The 24,048-nt window shown below is 39.3% G+C and carries 24 protein-coding genes; 17 read left to right on the top strand and 7 right to left on the bottom strand.

The window, feature by feature from the left end; all coding sequences use genetic code 11:
* Positions 1-118: 118 nt before the first annotated feature.
* On the top strand, positions 119-1,093 hold the full coding sequence (locus tag DO88_RS01100; protein WP_033040961.1) for a transposase: 975 nt from the start codon (positions 119-121) through the stop codon (positions 1,091-1,093).
* A 400-nt stretch (positions 1,094-1,493) separates the two neighbouring features.
* Here DO88_RS01100 and DO88_RS01105 read toward each other — a convergent pair whose 3' ends face one another.
* From DO88_RS01105 to DO88_RS01115, 3 genes are all read right to left on the bottom strand, one after another.
* On the bottom strand, positions 1,494-2,426 hold the full coding sequence (locus tag DO88_RS01105) for an exopolyphosphatase (RefSeq protein ID WP_007377501.1): 933 nt from the start codon (positions 2,424-2,426) through the stop codon (positions 1,494-1,496).
* Positions 2,427-2,573: 147 nt separating this feature from the next.
* Positions 2,574-4,022 carry a dihydrolipoyl dehydrogenase gene (locus tag DO88_RS01110; RefSeq protein ID WP_033040960.1) on the bottom strand — a complete coding sequence of 483 codons (1,449 nt, stop codon included), beginning with the start codon at positions 4,020-4,022 and terminating at the stop codon, positions 2,574-2,576.
* A gap of 54 nt (positions 4,023-4,076) precedes the next feature.
* Positions 4,077-4,805 (bottom strand): glutathione peroxidase, encoded by a 729-nt coding sequence (locus tag DO88_RS01115; RefSeq protein WP_033040958.1) that lies wholly within the window; start codon positions 4,803-4,805, stop codon positions 4,077-4,079.
* 112 nt (positions 4,806-4,917) lie between these two features.
* Here DO88_RS01115 and DO88_RS01120 point away from each other — a divergent pair, with 112 nt between their 5' ends.
* The gene (locus DO88_RS01120) at positions 4,918-5,820 is read left to right on the top strand and encodes a LysR substrate-binding domain-containing protein (protein WP_033032080.1); all 903 of its coding nucleotides are present in this window, start codon (positions 4,918-4,920) and stop codon (positions 5,818-5,820) included.
* On the opposite strand, the gene DO88_RS01125 is transcribed toward DO88_RS01120, so the two are convergent.
* A complete protein-coding gene (locus tag DO88_RS01125; RefSeq protein ID WP_033040956.1) occupies positions 5,817-7,010 on the bottom strand; it encodes a flagellar assembly protein FlgT in 1,194 nt (397 codons plus the stop codon). The genes DO88_RS01120 and DO88_RS01125 overlap by 4 nt on opposite strands.
* Before the next feature lie 130 nt (positions 7,011-7,140).
* Between DO88_RS01125 and DO88_RS01130 the strand changes: the two genes are divergently transcribed.
* Positions 7,141-7,599: an LPP20 family lipoprotein gene (locus DO88_RS01130; protein ID WP_007378716.1), complete on the top strand. Its 459-nt coding sequence runs from the start codon at positions 7,141-7,143 to the stop codon at positions 7,597-7,599.
* A gap of 45 nt (positions 7,600-7,644) precedes the next feature.
* Here DO88_RS01130 and flgN read toward each other — a convergent pair whose 3' ends face one another.
* The 3 genes from flgN to flgA all read right to left on the bottom strand — a co-directional run bounded on the left by flgN (position 7,645) and on the right by flgA (position 9,173).
* Positions 7,645-8,076 (bottom strand): flagellar protein FlgN, encoded by a 432-nt coding sequence (gene flgN, locus DO88_RS01135; protein WP_007378715.1) that lies wholly within the window; start codon positions 8,074-8,076, stop codon positions 7,645-7,647.
* Entirely contained in the window at positions 8,069-8,389 is a 321-nt protein-coding gene (flgM, locus tag DO88_RS01140; RefSeq protein ID WP_007378714.1) for a flagellar biosynthesis anti-sigma factor FlgM, read from the bottom strand. The genes flgN and flgM overlap by 8 nt, the downstream gene beginning before the upstream one ends.
* A 76-nt stretch (positions 8,390-8,465) precedes the next feature.
* Complete coding sequence (gene flgA / locus DO88_RS01145) at positions 8,466-9,173, bottom strand: flagellar basal body P-ring formation chaperone FlgA (protein WP_007378713.1); 708 nt, start codon at positions 9,171-9,173, stop codon at positions 8,466-8,468.
* Positions 9,174-9,314: 141 nt separating this feature from the next.
* On the opposite strand from flgA, the gene DO88_RS01150 reads away from it, so the two are divergent.
* From DO88_RS01150 to DO88_RS01215, 14 genes are all read left to right on the top strand, one after another.
* Positions 9,315-10,247, top strand: coding sequence for a chemotaxis protein (locus tag DO88_RS01150; RefSeq protein ID WP_007378712.1), 933 nt, complete (start codon positions 9,315-9,317; stop codon positions 10,245-10,247).
* Between the two features lie 20 nt (positions 10,248-10,267).
* Positions 10,268-11,101 carry a CheR family methyltransferase gene (locus tag DO88_RS01155; RefSeq protein ID WP_007378711.1) on the top strand — a complete coding sequence of 278 codons (834 nt, stop codon included), beginning with the start codon at positions 10,268-10,270 and terminating at the stop codon, positions 11,099-11,101.
* Between the two features lie 142 nt (positions 11,102-11,243).
* The gene (gene flgB / locus DO88_RS01160; RefSeq protein WP_007378710.1) at positions 11,244-11,651 is read left to right on the top strand and encodes a flagellar basal body rod protein FlgB; all 408 of its coding nucleotides are present in this window, start codon (positions 11,244-11,246) and stop codon (positions 11,649-11,651) included.
* 5 nt (positions 11,652-11,656) lie between these two features.
* On the top strand, positions 11,657-12,088 hold the full coding sequence (gene flgC, locus DO88_RS01165; RefSeq protein WP_007378709.1) for a flagellar basal body rod protein FlgC: 432 nt from the start codon (positions 11,657-11,659) through the stop codon (positions 12,086-12,088).
* A 13-nt stretch (positions 12,089-12,101) separates the two neighbouring features.
* Positions 12,102-12,782 carry a flagellar hook assembly protein FlgD gene (locus DO88_RS01170; protein ID WP_007378708.1) on the top strand — a complete coding sequence of 227 codons (681 nt, stop codon included), beginning with the start codon at positions 12,102-12,104 and terminating at the stop codon, positions 12,780-12,782.
* A 59-nt stretch (positions 12,783-12,841) separates the two neighbouring features.
* Entirely contained in the window at positions 12,842-14,212 is a 1,371-nt protein-coding gene (gene flgE / locus DO88_RS01175) for a flagellar hook protein FlgE (protein ID WP_007378707.1), read from the top strand.
* Positions 14,213-14,404: 192 nt separating this feature from the next.
* Entirely contained in the window at positions 14,405-15,148 is a 744-nt protein-coding gene (locus tag DO88_RS01180; protein ID WP_007378706.1) for a flagellar basal body rod protein FlgF, read from the top strand.
* 21 nt (positions 15,149-15,169) lie between these two features.
* On the top strand, positions 15,170-15,958 hold the full coding sequence (flgG, locus tag DO88_RS01185) for a flagellar basal-body rod protein FlgG (protein WP_007378705.1): 789 nt from the start codon (positions 15,170-15,172) through the stop codon (positions 15,956-15,958).
* A gap of 16 nt (positions 15,959-15,974) precedes the next feature.
* Positions 15,975-16,658 carry a flagellar basal body L-ring protein FlgH gene (flgH, locus tag DO88_RS01190; RefSeq protein ID WP_007378704.1) on the top strand — a complete coding sequence of 228 codons (684 nt, stop codon included), beginning with the start codon at positions 15,975-15,977 and terminating at the stop codon, positions 16,656-16,658.
* Positions 16,659-16,670: 12 nt separating this feature from the next.
* Positions 16,671-17,765 (top strand): flagellar basal body P-ring protein FlgI, encoded by a 1,095-nt coding sequence (locus tag DO88_RS01195; protein WP_007378703.1) that lies wholly within the window; start codon positions 16,671-16,673, stop codon positions 17,763-17,765.
* Positions 17,766-17,897: 132 nt separating this feature from the next.
* On the top strand, positions 17,898-18,893 hold the full coding sequence (gene flgJ / locus DO88_RS01200; RefSeq protein ID WP_007378701.1) for a flagellar assembly peptidoglycan hydrolase FlgJ: 996 nt from the start codon (positions 17,898-17,900) through the stop codon (positions 18,891-18,893).
* Position 18,894: 1 nt separating this feature from the next.
* Entirely contained in the window at positions 18,895-20,910 is a 2,016-nt protein-coding gene (gene flgK / locus DO88_RS01205) for a flagellar hook-associated protein FlgK (RefSeq protein ID WP_007378700.1), read from the top strand.
* Positions 20,911-20,912: 2 nt separating this feature from the next.
* A complete protein-coding gene (flgL, locus tag DO88_RS01210) occupies positions 20,913-22,181 on the top strand; it encodes a flagellar hook-associated protein FlgL (protein WP_007378699.1) in 1,269 nt (422 codons plus the stop codon).
* 229 nt (positions 22,182-22,410) lie between these two features.
* Positions 22,411-23,901: a flagellin gene (locus DO88_RS01215; RefSeq protein ID WP_007378698.1), complete on the top strand. Its 1,491-nt coding sequence runs from the start codon at positions 22,411-22,413 to the stop codon at positions 23,899-23,901.
* Positions 23,902-24,048 lie beyond the last annotated feature (147 nt).

Raw genomic sequence — 24,048 nt, 5'->3', positions numbered from 1 at the left:
CACTTGCAAAATGAATTCGGGAATTGAGATGGAATAACAAAGACACCCATTCTAATTTTGCACTTTATGAAACGAAGTACTAGGCTTTATTTAGTGCAAAAAACAAGCAGGGTGTTACATGGCAATCGCAAGAAAGCGTCAAGTAAGTTTGGTTGATACAAAATATTATCACTGTATTTCATGTTGTGTTCGCCGTGCTTTTTTATGTGGCGAAGACCATTTCACCGGTCAATCTTATGAGCATCGTAGAGGTTGGGTTGAAGATAAGCTGCTTGAATTAGCTAAGGTATTTTGTATTGATGTATGCGCTTATGCAGTGATGAGTAATCACACTCACTTAGTACTGTATGTTGATGATAAAAAAGCAAACAGGCTGAATGATAAAGCGATTGTTATTCGCTGGCATAAACTCTGTAAAGGCACATTGTTAACGCAGAAATATGTACAAGGTGAAAAGCTAAGTAAAGCTGAACTTATCTTTTTTAATCAAACAGTAAAGGAATACCGAGAGCGCTTATCGAGTATTAGTTGGTTTATGAGGTTATTAAATGAAGACATTGCGCGCAGAGCAAATAAAGAAGATAACTGTACTGGCCGTTTTTGGGAGGGACGATTTAGATCCCAAGCATTATTAGATGAAGCAGCACTTGCCGCCTGTATGGCGTATGTAGATTTAAATCCCATCAGAGCCAAAATGGCAAATACACCAGAGAAATCAGACCATACCAGCATCAAACAACGCTTAACACGGGCAAACGAAGGCAAGCAACCAAAACAACTGCTCCGCTTTGCAGGCATGCCACGTCAAATAATGCCAAAAGGACTCCCGTTTGAGCTTAAATCGTATCTTGAACTTGTTGAGTTAACAGGGCGCTGTATGCGAGAAGATAAACGCGGGTATATTGAAAGTACACGCTTACCCTTACTCGAAAGAGTAAATATCTCCCCCGAAAACTGGTTAAAACTCACCACACAATTTACACGCGTATTTCACGGTGCAGTAGGGAGGCCCACTTCACAAGTGAGTTATTGTGAAAACTTAAACCGAAAACGGCGAGCGAATATCAGTAACTGCGAAAAGCTACTCGCATAACGTTTAAACAACTCAATAAAAATTAAAACTGCAATGATGCAGTCATTTTTATGCGCGTAATTTAAGTTTAACAGTGATAATGGCTTATTTGGTAATCCCCCCGGAAAATAATAATATAAAAAGAAATGAATTCTTGGTCAAAAAAGTAAATTTAATGACACTATATTATTTGTACAATTAGAGTGGCCGTCCTGTTTAATCCTTTTCCACGTGCAATGCCTAGTGCTACTACCTTGTAAAAGCCGCTTTACTAGCGAACCACAAGCCTTTTACTTTGAGTATGAGTTCTCCATCGTAATAGCTTTGTAAGCATGCTTTACTATTTTTATACACAAAAAAAGCGAGTAAACGTCAATTTACTCGCTCTATTCATAGTTTAAAAAACGCTAAATTTTAATGTCTAACCATCACTTGTAATTGTATCGATTAACTCACTAAGTACGGCTTCAGCTTGGCTTGTTTCTACTTGGCAAGTGCCGGCATTTAAGTGCCCGCCACCATTATATTTTAAGCATAGCTCGCCAACATTGGTGTTTGAGGTACGGTTGGTGATTGATTTACCAATTGCGTACACTACGTTTTGCTTTTTAAGGCCCCACAGTTTATGAATTGAGATGTTGCAGTTGGGGTACATGGCGTAAATAACAAAGCGGTTGGTAGCGTAAATAGTTTCTTCTTGGGTTAAATCAAGTACCACTAAATTTTTATGGACAGTGGCGCATTGAGTAATTTGCTCTTTTGCTTTTTCGTTATGCTCGTTATATAAAGCAACACGTTCGGCTACATCTTCTATTTGTAGTATTTGTTCAATGCTTTGGTCTTTACAGGCGTCAATGAGTTTCATCATTAATTGGTAGTTTGAAATTTTAAACTCACGGAAACGGCCTAACCCTGTGCGTGCATCCATAATGAAGTTCATTAATACCCAGTCTGTTGGGTTTAATATTTCGTCTTTTGAAAACTGAGCAGCATCACCTTTGTCTACGGCGTCCATCATTTCAACTGAGATATTCGGAAATTTTTCAGCGCCACCATAATAGTCATAAACTACACGTGCAGCCGAAGGGGCTTGCGGATCAATAATATGGTTTTTAATGTCGTTTGAGTTACGTACGGTTTCGCTAAGGTGATGATCAAACGCTATATGACAACCTGCAACGTAGGGAAGGTTGGTGGTAATGTCGTTTTCGGTAATGTCTATTTTGCCATCTTGCATGTCTTTTGGATGAACAAACAAAATGTCGTCAATTAGGTCTAAGTCTTTTAAAAGGACGGCGCATACTAGGCCATCAAAATCACTGCGTGTAACAAGTCTAAATTTATTATTGGACATAGCTATTCCATCATTTTAATTGAGTTATCAATTGAGTGTAACAGTAAATATATTATTTGAGAGGTCTGCTTTAAAAAATTTATAAAAATAAAAAGGCCAAAGTAAATACTTTGGCCTTTGTTAGCAAGTGTATGTGCAATGAGCAGTTTATGCGCCTGGGCCACATTCCATACATGAGTTTACAATGTCTGGGCCAAATTTAAGTTTGGCATTTAAGTCGCGAAGGGCGGTACGTAACCCTTCTTCAATTACTGGGTGGTAAAATGGCATATCAAGCATTTGTGGCACGGTCATTTTGTTTTGAACAGCCCATGCTAGTAAGTGAGCAATGTGTTCGGCTTGTGGGCCAATAAATTCAGCACCTAAAAATAAGCCTGTTCCTTGCTCTGCGTATACACGCATGTGGCCTTTGTTTTTAAGCATTACTCGGCTTCGGCCTTGGTTTTCAAAGCTCACTTCACCTACTTCAAAACAACCGCATGGGCCTAATCGGTCAGTAATTTGCTTGTAGCTTTCGCCTACCATTGCTATTTGTGGGTCGCTAAATACAGCTGCAATTTTAGCTCTGCGCAGACCTATACGCACATCTGGAAAGCGCCCTGCATTTTGACCCGCAATAGCACCTTGGTCAGATGCTTCGTGTAGCAATGGGATCATGTTGCTGGCATCACCGGCTATAAATATGTTCGACTCACCACATTGCATTGTGTGTGTGTCTGCGTGCGGTACGCCGCGTTCATCAAGTTCAATACCGGTGTTTTCAAGGCCTAGTTTATCTACGTTAGGTACTCGCCCTGTGGCTGCAAGTACGTAGTCAAACTGTTCGGTGTGTTTTTCACCTTGTTTGTCGGTGTAAGTTAGCTGTGCTTTGTCGCCAACTTGCATCATGTCAGATACGTTTGAGTCGGTATCTACAAAAAATTCTTCAGCAAAAACAGTATTTGCATAGTCTTTTACTACTGGATCTGTAAGTGGGCCAATTGCGCTGCCTACACCAAATAGTTTTACATTTACGCCTAGTCGGCTAAGTGCTTGGCCTATTTCTAGACCTATTACACCTGGGCCAAATACAGCGACTGATTCTGGTAGGTCATCCCAATCAAATACGTCGTCGTTTATAATAAGTTTGTCGCCAAAGTTATTAAATACGCTAGGGTATGAAGGGCGTGAACCGGTTGCAATTACAAAGCGTTTTGCTGTAATAATTGTGTGGTCGTCTATTTGTACGCGGTTTGTGTCTAAAAATTTAGCGTAACCACGAATCTTATCACCGTCTGGTAATTCATCTACGGCTTCTACTACGAATCCTACAAAACGATCTCGTTCACTTTTTACGCGTGCCATAACTGCTTTGCCGTCAATGACTGGCTTTGAGCTATGCACACCAAATGCAGGAGCCATTTCAATTGCGTGTGCGGCTTCGGCGGCTGCAATCAATAATTTACTAGGCATACAACCAACACGTGCGCATGTTGTGCCATATGGGCCTGATTCAATCATTAATACATTTTGTGTGAACTGTTTAGCATTACGATAAGCACTTAAACCTGCTGTACCTGCGCCTATAACAACAACATCGGTTTGCAATTCTTTCATAGTAGGTATCCTTTATTAAACAGGGGCAATAGGCCCCTGTTAATTTTTACTTAATTAAGCAAAGTATTTTTCTAAATCGTCTGAGCCGCCAATGTGTTTACCACCAATAAATATTTGTGGAACAGTATCACGACCAGATACAGCTTTAAGGCTTGTTAGTGATGCGCCTGCACCCATAACAATCTCTTCATAGGCGAAACCTTTTTCTGCGAGTAGCTCTTTCGCTTTTTTACAGAAAGGGCAGCCAGGTTTAGTAAAGATGCTTACTGGTTCTGGTTTAGCTTGCTTAGGGTTGATGTAGTCAAGCATTGTGTCTGCGTCAGATACTTCAAACGGGTCGCCTGGTAAATCTGGTTCGATGAACATTTTGTCAATTACACCATCTTTAACCAGCATAGAGTATCTCCAGCTTCGCTTACCAAAGCCTAGGTCATTTTTGTCTACTAACATGCCCATACCGTCAGTAAATTCGCCGTTGCCATCTGGTAATAAAGTGATGTTTTGAGCTTCTTGATGCTCAGCCCATGCGTTCATTACAAATGTATCGTTTACTGATAAACATACAATTTCGTCAACGCCGTTTTGCTTAAGTACGCCTGCTAATTCGTTGTAGCGCGGTAAATGAGTTGATGAACATGTTGGTGTAAATGCACCTGGTAGTGAAAACACTACAACCGTTTTACTTTTAAAAATGTCATCTGTTGTTACTGATTTCCATTCGTTATTTTCACGAGTTGCAAATGTAACACTTGGGATTGTTTGACCTTCGATATTGTTTAACATAGTTTTTGTTCCTCTTGATTTGTTGATAGCCATTATGGTGAATAATTAAATATAGTTCCAATCGTTTGTTTGTATTAAAATGATAGCTATAAACTATCAGGTGGAGCTGAATATGAACTTAAAAGATTTCGAATATGTAAAAGCAATCGCGCACTATAAACATTTTCGTAAAGCTGCTGATGCCTGTTTTGTTAGCCAGCCTACATTAAGTGGGCAAGTAAAAAAACTTGAACAAGAGCTGGGTGTTGTTTTATTTGATCGTTCCACCAAGCAAGTTACTCTTACGAGTAAAGGCGCTCGTTTATTGGCGCAAATAGAGCTGATTTTAGAGCAAACACAAATACTGAAAGAATTAGCCGCGACATCAAATGAACCGCTGCAAGGCAAATTAACCATTGGTATAATTCCTACCATTGCGCCTTACTTGTTGCCTGCGTTATTAACATCAATGAAAGCGGCATTTATTGATAGTCAGTTTTCGTTTATTGAGATGCAAACAGCAACAATTTTAGAAGCTTTAAATAATGGCGAACTCGACTTTGCTATTTTAGCCGATGTGCCAGAACTTATTAATTATCATACGGTTGCTCTATACAAAGAAGATTTTTTAGTGGCGGTATCACAAGATAACGCGCTTTCTAAGCATAAAAAAGTGGCGTTAAGCGACCTTCAAGGATGCAGCCTACTCATGTTAAGTGATGGCCATTGCTTTAAAGATCAAGCCCAAAAGTTTTGTTTTTCTGCGGGAGTCGATGTATCCAACCAGTATAAAGGTAATAGTTTAGAAACATTATTAGCGTTAGTGGCCATGGATGACGGTATTACATTTGTACCAAAGCTGGCATGTACCGACCGTGTAGGGATTGATTACTTGCCTATATTCCCTAATCAGCAGCGTAATGTGGTGTTTGCATGCAGAAAGCATTATCCGCATTTATCTGGTGTAGAACAATTGGGCGAGTGGTTGTCTGCTCACCCTAATTTAAAAGCTAAATTAACTAAAAAGGTTAATTAAAAATCTTGGCTGATTATTTCTACTACATCGTTTATTTGCACGCCTGGTAGCGGTTTGTCATCAATACTTACCGCAATGGCACTTTGTTGATAAAGCTGTTCAACGCGAATGGTGTTAAGTGTGGTTACTTTATGCGGCATGATATTACCCGCTGCATCCGTTAAGTAATTATGATGTGCAATGCTGAGCAGTTGGCCTTTTTGTAAACCGTGTGCTTTACCTAAATTTAAGACTATTTTGCTGTTTTCAATGTGCATTATTTTACCTTGCGTTGGTAAACACGCCATTGCAGCTTGTATGTCGTAACTTAAAGAGTGATTTATTTCACTTATACTTTGCCCAAAAGGTGATTGCCAAAATCTATCACTGTTTACATCAATTATGGCTGTTTTTTCGAATGGCCAAATTGCTTGGCTTTGATAGCTATTTTGCCAAAGTTGCTCGTACGTTGTGCCATCAAACAATGTTAATTCTATTTGGTAGCTACGCTGGTAGCTTTCATCTTGCCAAAACGCATATTCACTATTGAGTTTATTACTGGTCGATAGGTTTGTTATTTGGCTTAATAAAACATATTGAGCGTTGCTGCGAGTTGCAATTTCTTCTAACTGAGCAGTGGAGTAATCATGTTGTTGAGTAAAATATTTATCAACTTTGATAGCGTTTTTGTAATAGGCAACAGGTATTGCACTCATTTTTGATTTTTGCAGCGCCGAAAAAATATTTTTGCTAACCGCTTTATCTATGTCAAAAATTTGACCCATTTTTGCTTGCTCGCGATGATTAAGCTGGCTTTGGGTTACAGCTAAAAATTTATTAAAGCTGTTTTGCGGGCATTGTTCTGTTTGAGCGAAAATGTCTAAGCGCAGTGTGATTGCAAATTTATCGTCGTATTTATTTTCGCTTATAAGCTCAATTTTTTGAATTTCACCGTGACTACTAATTTTAAGTTGATCTTGCATTAACACGCCATCTACCAAGGTTTGCACTGAGCTTACTCTTGCGCCTGAAAATACTAAAGCTTGGGTTATTGCGTCTTTTATAGCGGCAGATTTGGCTGCGCTCATATCCCCATTTTGAACAAGTGCGTGCCCAGTCGATTCATACCACTGCGCTTTTGTGAAAGGTGAAAACGTTAATAAAGCAGTTGCGCTTAATCCTACAAATACTGATGATAAAAACGATTTCATACACTTACTCCAATTAAACTTTAGCTAGTAGTGTGTTTAGAGCAAGGACTATACCAACGTTGTTTTTAATACTATAAATGGCATTAAACGTGCATATAGTTACATAATTAGTTTATTAGGACGATGTACAATGCGAGCAATATCATTATCTATCACACTGGGGTGCTTAGCACTAAGTGGTTGCAGTAGCGTGTTTGATAAACATGTTGAATATAAATATGTAGCGCCAAATAATTACCCTATTATAAAAGCGATTGGTTATGCGCCTATCAGCTTGCAAAAGGGCGTTAACAGTTCGCAAAAGCAACTAATGGCTATTAAAGCGTCAAAGCTGGAGGCTTATCGAGAATTAACAGAACAAGTTTACGGGCAAAAAATTACCGCCGGAACTACTGTTGCAGGCTCAATAGCGCAAGATGACTATTTACAAAGTAAAGTGCAGGGGATTATAAAAGGGGCGCAAGTAATTAAAACGTATGCTGTAGATGATACTTATGTAACTGAGCTTGAATTAAATATGAAACGTGTTCACGATTTATATATAGGTGAAGTTAAGCCTCGAGAAGTAAAGAAAGTAACGTATTACTAAATTTATTTAATTAGGGATGATGACTTTTTATTATACCCAATCAATCTAGGCTTTTAGGTTACGTACAAGTTGGCTGTTGGTGTTTACTTCGCCACCGGCTTGATCGTATGTAGTTGAGGAAGGAGCACCAATTAAAATCTCTTTCAATTGTTTAACGCTCAATTGAGCTTGATGCGCCGCATGTGCATTTACATCATTTTGTTTTTTACATTTTTCAAGTTTACTACGCACAATGGAAATTAAATCAGGAACTTCATCTGACAGTTCGTCGTTATTAGCAATGAGTTTGTTTAATTCTTTATCAAGAGAATTTAACTTAGTTAAAAAAGGCATTTTTTGTTGAGCAATTTCTTTCAAACCTTCGCCACGTCGAGACGCAATCGCGGTCAGCTCATCATTTAATAAGGTGGCTAATGAATCTAAGCATTTTCCTTGCTCGTTCAGCTTGACGATAATTAAACTGTTATGATCAGCCATATACGTCAAACTCGAAACTAGCTAAGTTTTTAGCTAACTTTTCATTGTCAATTTGGTACTTACCTTCAGTAATTGCTTTTTTTAGTTCTGAAACTTTATCACTGTCGAAACCAGATGATTGCTGCGCTTTTTCTTGCAACGTTTTTAATTCTTTCGCTTGCGGCGTTAGACTTACTGAGTCACTGGCGGCCTTAGGTGAAGCAGACTGAAGTGATTGCGTATTTACATTATCTCTTTGTAAATCAACTTTTTGTTGCTTAGTATTAGCTAAAGCAGCAGTTTGTTGATTACCTGAATTAACTTGACTGACCATAATAATAAACCTGTATATTACCCAACTTATGCCAACATATCGGCACCTACGAAGAATACTTTAGCATAATTTTGAATTAAATGTTTACCTGCACCGACTCTACACCATCCACTCGTGCATTTAAAACTTTACCCGTTTTTTTGTTTTTAACACGTATTTGTTCTCCAATTGTTCCGTCCTCTAAAGCAACTCCCGTTGTCTTTATTTTCAACCCTCTAAGGTTAGCTAAAATGTTTACAGAATCACCTTTGCACACCATACATATTTGGTTAAGTAATATAGGCATCCCGCTTCTTATGTTGCGTTTGCTCCTACTTCCAATAAGTATTTCTGGGTTATCTAAATACTGCATTCTAACAAAATGTGTTGGTTTCATTTCAATACTTAAGTGAGAACTTGTTATTACTTCACCTCGCACTAAATTTGCGTTAGCGATCACAACAGGTGCCATTTCAACTATTCTTACATGCACGTACTGAGACCAATTTTGAGTATCGTTACATTTTATTTGTAATGTAACTTGTCGATTAAATGGCGGCTCACTTGGGATTAGTAACTCGAGCGCATTTTGACAGGTTCGATCAGGAATACGACTATCAAGTGGTAAAGCACTTAATTGTATTTTAGTATTTTCTGTAGAACCAATCTGATCGGCGACATAACTTATTGCGATCTCTTGTAATAAATCTTTATTAAAGACTTTTGCGTGCAGGGGTAAAGCGAAGCTGAGGCTAGCAACAAAATAAAAAACACTGTATCTTCTGACTTTTTTTAACAAACTCATAATGTTTCGACTATGCTTATGGTTTCAAACAGGGTATAAATATTTTGCGTCAAAAAGAAGACGCTCCCGTGATGTTATGTAAGCTTTATAAATAGAAAGCAATTATCATTCCGTATTATTTGTTTTCTTTAGGAGATTTGAATGGCAGGCATTTTAGACTCAGTAAACCAGCGCACCCAGTTGGTTGGGCAGAACCGCCTAGAATTACTATTATTTAAGCTCAGGGGTCGGCAGCGTTTTGGTATAAACGTATTTAAGGTGAGGGAAGTATTACAATGCCCTCCACTAACAAGTATGCCAAAGTCAAACGCCTATATTCGTGGTGTTGCACATATTCGCGGCCAGACTATTTCGGTGATAGATCTTTCTATGGCCGTGGGTGGGCGACCAATAGAAAACATAACAGACAGTTTTATTATCATTGCTGAATATAACCGCTCAGTGCAAGGTTTTTTAGTGGGTGGGGTAGAGCGTATTGTTAATATGAATTGGGAAAAAATAATGCCGCCTCCATCAGGTGCTGGCCGATATTCATATTTAACCGCTGTAACCGAAATCGAAAATGAACTGGTCGAAATATTAGACGTAGAAAAGATTCTTAACGAAATTTGCCCTGTAAACACAGAAGTAAGTGCTGATGTAGCAGCTAGCGGCGATATTCAAAAAGACTTGGGTGAGCGAATTGTGTTTATTGCTGATGATTCAGCTGTTGCGCGTAACCAAGTTAAACGTGCGCTAGAGCCACTTGGTGTTCAAACTGAGTTAGCTAAAAATGGTAAAGAAGCCTTAATAAGGTTAAAAGAAATAGCTGAATTAGATTGTAAAGACAATATTACCGAACGTGTCGCTTTACTTATATCTGATGTTGAAATGCCTGAAATGGATGGCTATACGTTAACGGCAGAAATTAAAGCAGATCCTAAACTCGCCCCTTTACATGTTATTTTACATACTTCATTGAGTGGTGTTTTTAATCAGGCGATGATTGAAAAAGTAGGGGCTGATGACTTTATTGCAAAATTTAACCCAGATGAACTAGCAACTGCTGTGAAAAAATGGGTTCATTGTGATTAATAAAAATAGGTGTTACTAATTTGAATAATAAAGATTTGCAGCAAAGTGAATACGATCAGTTTCGTTCGTTTTTGGAGCAGCAATGCGGGATCGTTTTAGGTGAAAATAAACAATATTTGGTGAAAAGCCGACTTGCGCCGTTAATGACTCGATTTAATGTAGAATCTTTATCAGAGCTGGTTAGCAAAACGCTGGGTCCTCATGAGCGACAGCTTCGAGCTGCGGTTGTAGACGCAATGACTACGAATGAAACGTTGTGGTTTAGAGATCAATACCCGTTTGAATTGCTTCAAAATAAGCTTTTCCCGGAATTTAAGGAGCTAAGAAGACCACTAAAAATTTGGTCGGCAGCGAGTTCTTCTGGTCAAGAACCATACTCTATTTCAATGTCTGTTGCTGAGTTTCAAGCAAAGCAACCTAATGTGTTACGGATGGGGGCGCAAATTATTGGCACTGATATCTCTAATACGATGCTTGATATGTGTAAAAATGGTGAATACGATGCATTGGCTTTAGCAAGAGGTCTTTCTGCTGAGCGCCGTAAAAAGTTTTTTAAAGATAGCGGCAATGGTATGGCTCAAGTAAATGATTCGATAAAAAAGCAAGTTAGCTTTAGACATTTAAATCTACTTGATTCTTACGCACTTATGGGTAAATTCGATATTATATTTTGTCGAAATGTACTTATATATTTTGCCCCAGAAGTAAAAGCTAAAATTATTAGTCAATTTGCTCAAGCGCTGAATCCTAAAGGTTACTTATTTTTGGGTGCATCAGAGTCAATGACAGGCTTAAGCAGTGAATTTGACATGGTACGATGCAACCCTGGCATTATTTATCAAAAAAAGCTGTAATAGTAACTCCTTCCCTATATAAATGACGCGCCTAGCGTCATTTTTCTTTTTAATACATACTCTTATATAAATAATCACCACTCTAGTATTAATGGCGTATTTTTTGCTTTATTCAAGGTAAGTCAATTTTTTGGAGATGGTTATGGCTATCAGTTTTGATAAGGCATTAGGTGTGCATCCGCAGGCTATGTTGATCCGTTCACAACGAGCAGAAGTAATTGCAACTAATATTGCGAATGCTGATACGCCGGGCTACAAAGCAAAAGATATTGATTTTGCCTCTGCATTAAAAGCGGCAAGATCAAACCAGCAAAGCGGCAATACAATGGTACGAACTAACGATAAACACATCGGTGGTGGTACTCGTAGTATGGATGATTCAGAATTATTTCGCTTACCAAATCAAGCAGATACGGGCGATGGTAACTCGGTTGATATACAAGTGGAACGAAACTTGTATACACAGAATGCTATGGAGTATCAGGCCAGCTTGCAATTTTTAAGCAGCAGATTTAAAGGTCTGAATAAAGCACTCGGTAGTCAAGGATAAAAATTATGAGTTTATATAATGTATTTGATATTGCAGGTTCAGGTATGAGCGCACAAAATGTACGCTTAAATACCACCGCAAGTAATATTTCTAATGCGAATACGATTAGTTCTTCTCAAGACAAAACATACCGAGCGCGACAACCTGTATTTGCTGCTGAACTTACCAAAGCTTCAGCATCGGCAAGTAATCAACAGGGCTCCGCCGTTGGCGTTAAAGTTTTAGGCATTGTTGAAAGCAGTGCTCCATTACAGATTGAGTATAATCCAAATCACCCGAGTGCGGATGAAAATGGCTATATTTATAAACCCAACGTTAATGTTGTTGAGGAGATGGCTAATATGATTTCTGCCTCTCGCTCTTATGAAACAAACGTGCAAGTTGCAGATGCAGCTAAGCAAATGTTAAGTAAAACACTGCTGCTAGGTCAGCGGTAACCGAGGGTAGGTTATGAATAACGATATAAGTACATCTTCATCCTATTTAGACTCAATCCGTTGGCAAGAGCAGCAAGTAGCTAGCAGCGAAGATGAGAGTGACGCGTTAACACAAGAAGATTTTTTCTCGTTGTTGACGCAGCAATTGTCGTATCAAGATCCCAGTAACCCTGCGGACAATGATCAAATGATTGCGCAAATGACTAGTTTTACTATGGCGCAAGGCATTACAGATTTAAATACTAACTTTGAATCCTTAGCCTCTTCGATGACGTCTAATTCTGCATTACAAGCCTCAACGCTTGTTGGTAAGCAGGCTTTACTAGAGTCAAATACCCTTGATTTAAATGAAACGGGTGATGCTAGAGGCTCAGCAGTAGCAGAAGAAGCTATGGATAACCTTAAAATCAAAGTAACTGACGAATCAGGTCAATTAGTAAGAACGATTGATATGGGTTCTCAGGCAGCTGGAGCAATTCGCTTTGCTTGGGATGGTAACAACGAAGCCGGCGAACGTTTACCTGAAGGTGAATACACAATAACAGCTGAAGGAAGTACTAACGGTGAATTTTCAAGTTTACCCGTTGCTACTTTTAAGAACATTGAAAGTGTAAATATTAACGGCTCAAGTGGCATTATTATTAACACTAAAGAAGGTGCGGTTAGACTGACGGATGTCGCAGAAATCGCATAATTAATTTTAGTATTTTTTGCCTGCCAGCAGGCTTCAGATTGATAGGTTAGAGGTGAATTATGAGCTTCAATATTGCATTAACAGGCCTTGCTGCCGCGCAAAAAGATTTAGATGTAACAGCAAATAATATTGCGAACGTCAATACTACCGGTTTTAAAGAGTCACGCGCAGAGTTTGCCGATGTTTATGCATCGTCAGTATTTAGCGCAGGTAGGACTAAAAATGGTGATGGTGTGCAAACGACGATGGTTGCACAGCAGTTTCACCAAGGATCACTGCAGTTTACTAATAACTCTTTAGATTTAGCTATTACAGGTGAAGGTTATTTTGCGATGACCGATGATATTTCATCGCAAGATTTAACCTATACTCGTGCCGGTGCATTTAAATTAAACCAAGATAATTTTATGGTTGACGCTAAGGGTAATTTCTTACAAGCATTCCCTGTAGATTCATCAACCGGTGATACAACATCAGTGAGTTTGAGTACAACAAACCCAGTTCAAATACCAGATTCATCAGGTTCGCCACGTGCTACAGAAAATGTATTCTTATCGTTCAATTTAGATGCGACAGCTGATGCACCGGGTATAGATTTTGATCCTACATCAAATGGTACTTATAACTCATCTACATCAACGACAGTTTATGACTCGTTAGGTGAGCCGCATATATTGCAATACTTTTTTGTAAAAGGACCTGACGCAGCTTCAGGTGGTGCAGATAATAGCTGGGAAGTGTATGCGACACTTGATGGAAAGGTAGTTGATGGAACTTCGGGCGCAGAACAAACCACGACCCCTTATGCACCGATCACAACTCTTGGTTTTGATTCAAGTGGTTTACCTGCAACGACAGGCGGAGTAGCAAATACAAACCTAACCACTTTTGATGAGATAAACCTACCTGCTGGTGCTGGTACTGGTTTATCTACAATGCTTGATAATGGTGCTACATTCCCAGGCACAGGTATTGAGCTTAATTGGCGTGATGAAAACAATACGGCAGGACGTATACCAACACAGTATTCAAGTGGTTTTGAAGTTAAAGCACTTGATCAAGATGGTTCGACTGTTGGTCGTTTAGCTGGAATTGATATTGGCACCGACGGTAAACTAGTTGCTTCATACAGTAACGGTGATTCAACATACCTTGGCCAGATAGCTATGGTTCGCTTTCCTAATTCGCAAGGTTTATCACAAATAGGCGACACAAGTTGGAAGCAAAGTATTGACTCAGGTGAGCCTGTTGCAGGTGAGGCAGGGTCAGGTACATTTGGTAGTATTAACTCATCAGCACTTGAGCAATCAAATACAAATTTAACTAATGAGCTTGTCGATTTAATCACAGCTCAACGTAATTACCAAGCTAACTCGCGAGCGCTTGAAGTTAACTCAACAATCCAGCAAAGTATTTTGCAGATTCGATAATTTAAATTTAATTAAATATTTTAGGCTGCATTTTGCAGCCTTTTTTATTTTAGCCTCTAAACCAAAACCAATGGTTACAGTAAGTGGCTATCATTTCTATTGTTTGTTTCATCACTCTAATGTTACGTAAACTCTAATCTGGCATCTATTTTGCATTTGTTAAGTTAGAGATTTTTAATGTGAGTCGATGTTATGGACAAAATGGTCTACATTGCGGCCTCAGGTGCTAAACAGAGCCTGCAGGGCCTTGCCCTTAAAGCCAATAATTTGGCGAATGCCAATACGACAGGCTTTAAATCAGACTTTGCTCAAGCACGTTCTATGCAAGCGTTTGGTGAAGGGCTGCCAACACGTGTATTTTCGATGCAAGAACGTCCGGGTTCAAACATGACATCGGGTGGCATAGTTGAAACAGGCAGAGATTTAGATATCGCAATGAGCGATAACGCATGGCTGAGTGTGCAAGATGCGTCGGGTAATGAAGCTTACACTAAAGTAGGCACGCTCAATATCACAGCAGAAGGCATGCTGGTAACAAGTCATGGACGTCAAGTTATTGGCGAAGGTGGTCCAATTATACTGCCTGTACCAATTGAAAAGGTTGAATTTAGTCAAGATGGTGCTATTCAGGTTCGTCCGCAAGGCGCCCCAGCAAATTTTTTAGAAGAAGTTGATCGCTTAAGGGTCGTTGAGGCTGATAATTCACAACTTGAAAAAGGTAATGATGGCTTATTTAGACCAAAACCAAATCAAGTTGTTGATACTTCCGCTAATGTAAAAGTATTGAGTGGAACCTTAGAAATGTCGAATGTAAACCCCGTTCATGAAATGGTCGATATGATAAGTCATCAACGCCAATTTGAATTACAAGTCAAACTGATGAAAACAGCTGAAGAAATTGACGAACGTCAAGATCAGCTGTTGCGCATAGTTTAACTTTAAAATGAGGACACTATTATGAATCCTGCATTGTGGATCAGTAAAACAGGGCTTGATGCTCAACAAACCGATATTTCGGTTATTTCAAATAATTTAGCGAATGCCAGTACGGTTGGTTACAAAAAAAGCCGCGCTATATTTGAAGATTTACTTTATCAAAATATTAATCAGCCAGGTGGTCGTTCATCGCAAGACACTGAAATGCCATCAGGCCTAATGTTAGGTGCGGGTGCAAAAGTTGTAGCCAACCAAAAAGAGTTTACGCAAGGTAACATGTTAACCACCGAAAACTCACTAGATTGGATGATTTCCGGCGAAGGTTTTTTTGAAGTGCTGCAGCCAGATGGCAATATTGCCTATTCGCGCAATGGCCAGTTTACCACCGATGGTGATGGACGAATTGTTACATCGGGTGCTGGTTATGTTATTCAGCCAGAAATGAATGTCCCCGAAGATGCTCAATCGATTACTGTTTCGCAAGACGGAGAAGTATCTGTTCGTGTTGCAGGTCAAGCCGATAACGTAGTTATTGGTCAGATCACCATTAGTGACTTCATTAATCCATCGGGTCTTGAGCCGATTGGTCAAAACCTTTATACCGAAACAGCTGTAAGTGGTGCTCCGGTGCAGGGTAACCCTGGGGTTGAGGGGCTTGGTAGTATTATTCAAGGCTCACTTGAAACATCAAACGTAAATGTCACAGAAGAGCTGGTAAATCTTATCGAAACTCAACGTATTTATGAAATGAATTCAAAAGTAATTTCAGCCGTCGACGAAATGATGAGTTATATCAATCAGCAACTATAAGGTTTAGGGGCAGAATATGCGTAATATTATGTTATTTGCGGCAGGCACTCTATTTTTAAGTGGATGTGTATCAACACAAAATAGTGAAATAGTGCAAGACGATCCTTACTATGCGCCAATGTACCCAGAACCAAATATAGAACCTGTTGTAGCAACAGGCTCTTTATTTAACACGAATGTGTCGAACGATTTATACGCGGACAGAAAAGCTCTGCGTACCGGCGATATCATTACGGTTAAATTGCAAGAATCTACCCAAGCTACAAAAGCGGCAAAAACAGAAACAGATAAGCAATCTGACACGAGCCTTGACCCTGTAATTGGTTTGGGGGGACTTCCTGTTAATATCGGTGGCGACAGTATTCAATTTGGAATTGGCAGTGATTCATCGTTTTCTGGTGACTCTAAATCAAATCAATCAAATAGTTTATTTGGCAATATATCGGTTAATGTGATGCGTGTTTTACCAAACGGTAACTTAGTTATTCGAGGTGAAAAATGGTTAACTCTTAATACAGGCGAAGAGTTTATTCGCTTAGAAGGGTTGGTGCGCCCGCAAGATGTTGGCTCAGATAATACGGTTGAATCAAACCGAATAGCTAATGCACGGATTCAATATTCAGGTAAAGGGCAAACCCAAGAAGCACAAAGTGCTGGTTGGTTAACGCGCTTTTTTAGTAGCTCGCTCTTTCCTTTTTAGAGGACATTCAATATGAATGTATTTAAGTTTTTTTGTTTAATTGTTTTGCTGGGATGTCAATTTTCGGCACATGCAGAGCGTATTAAAGATATCTCTATGGTTGAAGGTGTGCGTTCTAACCAATTAGTGGGTTACGGGTTAGTTGTTGGCTTACCTGGGACTGGCGAGCAAAGTAAGTTTACCCAACAGAGTTTCAAGGGCATGTTAAGTAATTTTGGTATTACACTGCCGGCTAATTTAAGCCCTAAAATTAAAAATGTGGCTGCTGTTGCTGTGCATGCAGAGTTACCTGCGTTCAGAAAACCAGGACAAACAATTGATATTACCGTGTCGTCTATTGGCAGCGCCGGTAGTTTGCGCGGTGGTACTTTAATTCAAACATTTTTAAAAGGTGTTGATGGGAATGTATACGCTATAGCACAAGGTAGCCTTATTGTTGGCGGCTTAGGAGCTGAGGGTTTGGATGGCAGCAAGGTTGTTATAAACACACCCACCGTCGGTCGAATTCCCAATGGTGCTACTGTTGAACGTGCCGTTAAAAGTCCATTTATGCAAAGCGACTATATTACTTTTAATTTAAATCGCCCAGATTTTACAACAGCGAAACGTTTAGAAAGTACGATAAACGACTTAGTTGGTCCCAATAGCGCACAAGCTATTGATGCTGCATCTATTCGTGTTATTGCCCCACGAGATGCATCACAACGTGTATCGTATTTATCAACACTTGAAAACTTAGAGTTTACCCCTGCGGATAACGCAGCAAAAATTATTGTTAACTCTCGTACGGGGACGATTGTAATTGGGAAAAATGTAAAACTACAGCCAGCCGCGATTACTCATGGTGGTTTAACTGTGACGATTACCGAGCAACAAAATGTATCTCAGCCTAATGCATTAAGTGAAGGTGAAACCGCCGTTACGAATCAAAGTATCATTGATGTGAATCAGGATGATTCACGTGCATTTGTATTTAATCCTGGTGTTAGCTTGGACGATTTAGTCAGAGCAATCAATGAAGTTGGTGCTGCACCAGGTGATTTGATGGCTATTCTTGAAGCGCTAAAAGAGGCTGGTGCAATAAACGGTCAACTAGTTGTTATTTAGTATTTAAACACGCCCTAGTAACATTTTTACTAGGGCAAAATCATTCCCTCGCAATATATCTAATTTAAAGTTAGTCAACTGGCTCAATTTTTGCATTTTAATTGCATTACTCATTATTGTGTCAAAAAGCTGATGGAAACAAATCATCTCGATAAGCAAAACTTTTTTGATTTAGGCAACTTAGATTCACTTCGTAAAGAAGCCTTAACCAGTGGTGATTCATCGACTGATGCATCAAAGGCTGCGCTAAAAAAAGCCGCTGCACAATTTGAAGCAATTTTCACTCAAATGTTACTTAAAAGTATGCGCAAGGCAAACGAAGCATTTGAGGACAAAGAAAGCCCATTTAATTCCAGTGGGGTTAAGTTCTTTGAAGAAATGCACGATCAACAATTATCGACAGAACTATCATCAAATGGTTCTTTAGGCCTTGCAGACTTAATCGTTCAACAGTTATCCCCTGATGGTAAAAATTTTATGCCCGGATCTGTTTTGAGAACAACAGCGGACTTTTTAAGTGATAAGCGAGTGGGCTCAGAGCTTCCTCATGAAAATAATAATAAATCAGTAGAGCCTGTAAGTACGAACATGAACATGGATATTACAGAATCAAAAATAGAGACTCCGGTATTTGAATCGGCTGAAGAGTTTGTTAGCTCTGTGTGGGAACACGCTAAAACGGCAGCAAAGAAAATTGGTTTAAACCCGGCTGTAATGGTTGCGCAAGCAGCGCTTGAGACTGGTTGGGGTAAACATATCATTAATAAAAGTGATGGTAACAGTTCAAATAACTTATTTAATATTAAATCAGATAAAAGCTGGGAAGGTGAAAAAGCCAGTAAAGTCACACTCGAATTTGAGCAAGGTACAGCGGTCAAAAAGAAAGCAAACTTTAGGGCGTACGACTCAATAAAAGAAAGTGTAAATGACTTTGTTGATTTTTTGACACAAAACCCACGCTACCAAGAAGCATTACAAAATACAGCAAAGCCAAGCGACTTTTTAGATTCGTTACAAAAAGCGGGTTATGCAACCGATCCAAATTACGCTAGCAAAATAAAACAAGTACTCAATAGTGCAGAATTAAAAGATATTGCAGCAAACGCGATTCGCCAAGGAGTAAAGTAACATGTCGTATGATTTATTGAGTATTGCCAGTTCAGGAGTCAGAGCTAGTTCTGAGTTACTGCAAACGACAAGTAAAAACATTGCCAATGTAAATACAGAAGGCTATGTACGCGAGCGCACAGAATTTACTACCATGGTAGATAATCAGGTAGGTAGGGGTGAAACCTACCGTTTGCTAAACCAATTTGCTCAAGAACAGCTAAACAGAGATACATCTAATAAATCATTTTTTGATCAGTTTGTAACAGAGGCAAATAGGGTTGATACCTTATTTTCAGAGGAAGCAAATAGCTTATCTACAGGCATAAATTCGTTATTTAATAACGTGCAAGAGGCACTCAATCAACCATCATCAACGGTAGCTCGTTCTTTAGTTATTACTGATGCACAAAGCTTAATTGATCAAATGGATAGACTCTCAGGTATTGTCTTTGATCAGCAAAGTATAGTGAATGAACAATTAGAAATATTTTCAGAGGAAGCCAATACGCTAATCCAAAGTATTAGCGCTTTAAATAAAGATATAGCTGCTGTAAATGGAACGAATAATGCTGCTGATGCAAGTTCAACTTTTAACGAACGTGACAAAGCAATACGTGATTTATCCGAACTTATAGATATAGAAACACTTGATGGACCAAATGGTGAAAAGCTTGTGTTTATGGGTACAGGAGAAGCCGTTGTTATGCAAAATGGTTCGTTTAATTTGTTTTCTATGAGAGGCGACCCCGATCCTAGTTTTAAAGAGCTAACGTTAGATGTTAACGGTGGCAAAGCTGTGCCACTTGAAATTGATACGAGCAAATTAAAAGGTAAAATTGGCGGTTTACTTGCTTTTAGAGACGATATTTTAGTGCCGGCGCAAAATCAAATCGGTCAAATGGGACTGGCTATTGCAGATGCATTTAACGAACAAAATAAATTAGGCATGAATGCAAATGGTGAGTTGGGGGGCGATATTTTTACCATACCAACAGAAAATGCATTTGCTTATCAAGATAATACTGGTGGTGTTACAAACATGACCGCAACGGTTGAGCCAGGCAAAGGTAGTGAATTACCTGCCAGTAACTTCATTATTACCTATACCGCTAATCCGAACGAAGTAAGTATTCAGGCAATTGATAATAAAGGGGAGCCTATTGGCAACCCATCACTTGCAGATACAACCAGTGGAGTGATTGATTCATCATCAATTACCAGTGGCGAGTCCTTTGGACTGCAAATAACAGTTGCTGGTACAGGTGCTACTGGTGATCAATTTCAAGTTAAGCTAAATTCTCAAGCCGCTTCTAGCATATCGCTTGCAACCGGACGTGGTGATGACCTTGCGTTAGCGTCGCCAATTAGAACTGCGAACGATATAAATAATATAGGCACAGGCACGATATCAGCAGGTACAGTTAGTAGTGTTACCTCAGGTGGTTTTACATCAACTACACCACCTGCCTTAGCGAATGGCGATATCACAATTGTTAAAGCAGCGGGTACTAATGATTACCTTATTAGTGATGGTAATGGCGCTAATGTAGCTGTGACGATAGCGCCGCCGGGTGAAAATGTTTTAGCTGGCCTTGGTGCTCCTTATGACTCATACGGTTTTGACTTTGATATAGAGGGTACACCGGCAACAGGCGATACATTTACGCTGGAGTTTAACGAAGGTGGATTTGACGATAACCGTAATGGTTTAAAGTTGGCTGATTTGCAAAATGGTGAGTTGGTACGTCAAAATGTTGTCACAACAACGACGGCAGATAACCATAAAACATTTAATCAAGCCTATGCTGGTATGGTTAGCGATATTGGTGTGGTAACTGGACAAGCTATTACGAGTGGAGCTGCATTCGATGCTCTCGCACAGCAGTCTGAAGCTTGGTATGAATCATTATCGGGAGTAAATCTCGATGAAGAAGCCGCAAATTTATTGCGTTTTCAACAGTCTTATGCCGCTTCAGCACAGGTTTTAGCTGCTGCGCGTTCAATTTTCGACACTTTACTTAGTGCTGCGAGGTAATCATGCGTTTATCAAATAATTTAATGTATCAAAGCAGTATTAATAAAATACTGGATGGGCAACAAGGTGTCGCAAATGCGCAAGAACGCGTTAATACAGGGCAAAAATATTTAACAACGTCTGAAGCGCCTGCAGATATTTCACAGGCAATGTTATATTCAAATAAAATACAAACCAATGAGCAATATACAAAAAATATTAATCAGCTTAGTGGTCGTCTCGAAACAGAAGAAAGCGTTTTAAAAAGTATTAATACCAGTATTCAAGAAGCGCAATCTCTAGCATTACAAGCGGGTAATGGCGCTTATACTAAAGACGATTTGAAGTCGATTGCATCCGAGCTAAGTGGTATTCAGCAAACGCTTGCTAATTTAATGAATACCCGCTCCGAAGATGGGAAATTTATATTTTCAGGTTATCAAGATAGCACCCAACCTTATCAGTTTGACTCAACGCTAGGTGAATACACTTATAATGGCGATCAAGGTGTCCATCAAATAACGATAGCTGAAGGTGTATCAATTAAATCGAGTGATAACGGTTTTGATACATTTGAAAAAACAGCAGCACGCTTAGATGTAGACTCAAACACGGCTTCAATTCCTACTACAGTCCCTGCTAATAACATCACCGCAGGTACAGTATATGTTGATGGTCAAACTGAATTTGATCGATTTCATCAATCTAATTACAATGCAGATCCAGCAGCGCCAGCAACAGCAAATACTTATAATGTTGTGATTACAGCTGGGGCAACGCCAACTGATCCTGATCAATACGAAATTCAACGTGATGGCGTGTCTCTTTCTCCTCAAGTGATAGGTGATATTACCGATGAACCAATAGATTTTGCAGGAATGAAAATTGAATTTGAAGGTACAGCACCTGGTCAGCTTGATTTTAGCCTTGAAAAACCGGAGAAAGAAAACGTACTTAATACGTTGCAAGCACTTATTACAGGTTTGAATGATGGCACACTTGAAGGAGACGACTTTCAACAAGTATTAGCCGATGGTGTTGTTCAGCTACAAAATGCCAGTGAACAAGTGGTTTTCACGCAGGCAAGTTTAGGCGGAAGAATGGTTGCGCTTGAACTCGTAACCGACACTAACTTAGCGCTTGATATTCAAAATAAAAGTAATAGATCTAGTTTAATTGAGGTGGATCAGGCTGCTGCTATTAGCGAGCTCACTAAGCAAGAAACCGCACTGCAAGTATCTCAAGCAACCTTTGGGCGTTTATCTAACCTTTCATTGTTCGACTACCTTTAACCAGAAATATTTTGCCGCTTTACTTATTTTAAAGCGGCAAAAAATTGTCGCTTCAAGTTACTTTTTAAATTCAACTTTAAATTTCAATTATAAACCAGTAAAAACAGTGACTTAAACTTGTTTTAAAGTTGGCACAGTAAATGCTTTTATAATAATAAGAAATTATCGAATAGTGGTTCCTGTTAAAACGTGTTGAACCACACTCTGCTTAAACCTAGGAGATGGTAAAATGGCATTAACAGTAAATACTAATGTGTCGTCATTAAACGCACAACGTAACTTAAATAAATCAGGCGAAGGCTTAGCAACTTCAATGCAACGTTTATCATCAGGTATGCGTATTAATAGCGCAAAAGATGATGCTGCCGGTCTGCAAATTTCAAACCGACTTACGTCGCAAATAAATGGTTTGTCAGTAGCCCAGCGAAATGCCAACGATGGTATTTCAATGGCACAAACCGCTGAAGGTGCGATGAGTGAGTCAACAAGTATTTTACAGCGTATGCGTGAACTTGCATTGCAATCAGCTAATGGTTCAAACTCGCCAGAAGATCGTGAGGCACTGCAAAAAGAAGTATCAGCACTTCAAGTTGAATTGACACGTATTGCAGATACAACCTCGTTTGGTGGTCAACAATTACTAGATGGTGCTTACGGTAGTAAAACCTTCCAAGTAGGTGCTAACGCTAATGAAACGATTAATGTATCGCTTTCAAGTGTTGCAGCTGAGAAAATTGGCGCAAATCAAACGAATTTGCAATCAGCGACTACTGTGGATGGTTTTGGTCAAGTAAATGAAACGGGTACCGGTACGCTTGCCGCTAGTGTAATTGCATATGGTAACTTGGCAATTTCTGGTCGAGAAGATTCTACGGTCACTATTCCAAATGGTGCCAGTGCAGAAGAAGCTGCTGATTTAATAAATCAAGTAACGGGTGCTACAGGTGTTTCGGCACAAGCAAGATCTGAAGCTCAGCTTGATATTACCGGCACGCAAACAGCTGCAGGCGAACCTGTAAGCTTTGAGCTAAATGGCGAAAAAGTCTCGTTTGTTGCAACAGGTACTGCAACCGGTGATGAGCAGGCAATGGCAGAAGCTATTAATAGCAGAACTGATGAGCATGGTGTTACAGCAACCATTGATAATGGTGTTTTATCTGTTTCAAATAATAATGGCGCAGATATTGAAATCGTTGGATTTGCCGGAGACGCAGGCTCAACCTTAGATATAACTCCTCAAGGCTATAACGAAGGTTCTGCCGGTGATGTTGTGGTACTGACTACTGGTGCGACAGACTCTGCCAGAATAGCCGGTGCTATCCAATTAAATTCATCAGATATATTTACTACAACAGGTAGTACTTCTGTGGATGAGGTTGCGACTAAAGTGACTAGTTCTTTAGAAAATGCAGCTGATATTGATATTACAAGTCAAAAAGGTTCACAAGATGCTTTATCGGTAATTGATAACGCGATTGCCAATATTGACTCACAACGTGCCAGCTTGGGTGCAGTACAAAACCGCTTTAGCCATACAATTAGTAACTTGGCAAATATTTCTGAGAATGTATCTGCATCACGTAGTCGAATTCAAGATACTGACTTTGCAACAGAAACAGCGCAAATGACTAAAAATCAGATATTACAACAGGCGGGTACATCAATCTTGTCGCAAGCTAACCAAGTGCCTCAAGCCGCAATTAGTTTATTAGGTGGTTAATTAAACTAACAATAGTTTTTGTTATATTAAAAGCGCATTTATTGCGCTTTTATGCTTTATAGTATTTGGGTTTCATATTAATTAATATTTAAATCAGGTGGTTAGCCTTTTTTTTGGTCGTTTTTTAAATAAAAGCTAAAGGTATTT

This window comes from Pseudoalteromonas sp. S3431, from assembly GCF_000690035.1.
GTDB lineage: Bacteria > Pseudomonadota > Gammaproteobacteria > Enterobacterales > Alteromonadaceae > Pseudoalteromonas > Pseudoalteromonas fuliginea.
Note: the sequence above shows the minus strand (reverse complement) of the source record. Positions and strands in the feature narration are given on the sequence as shown.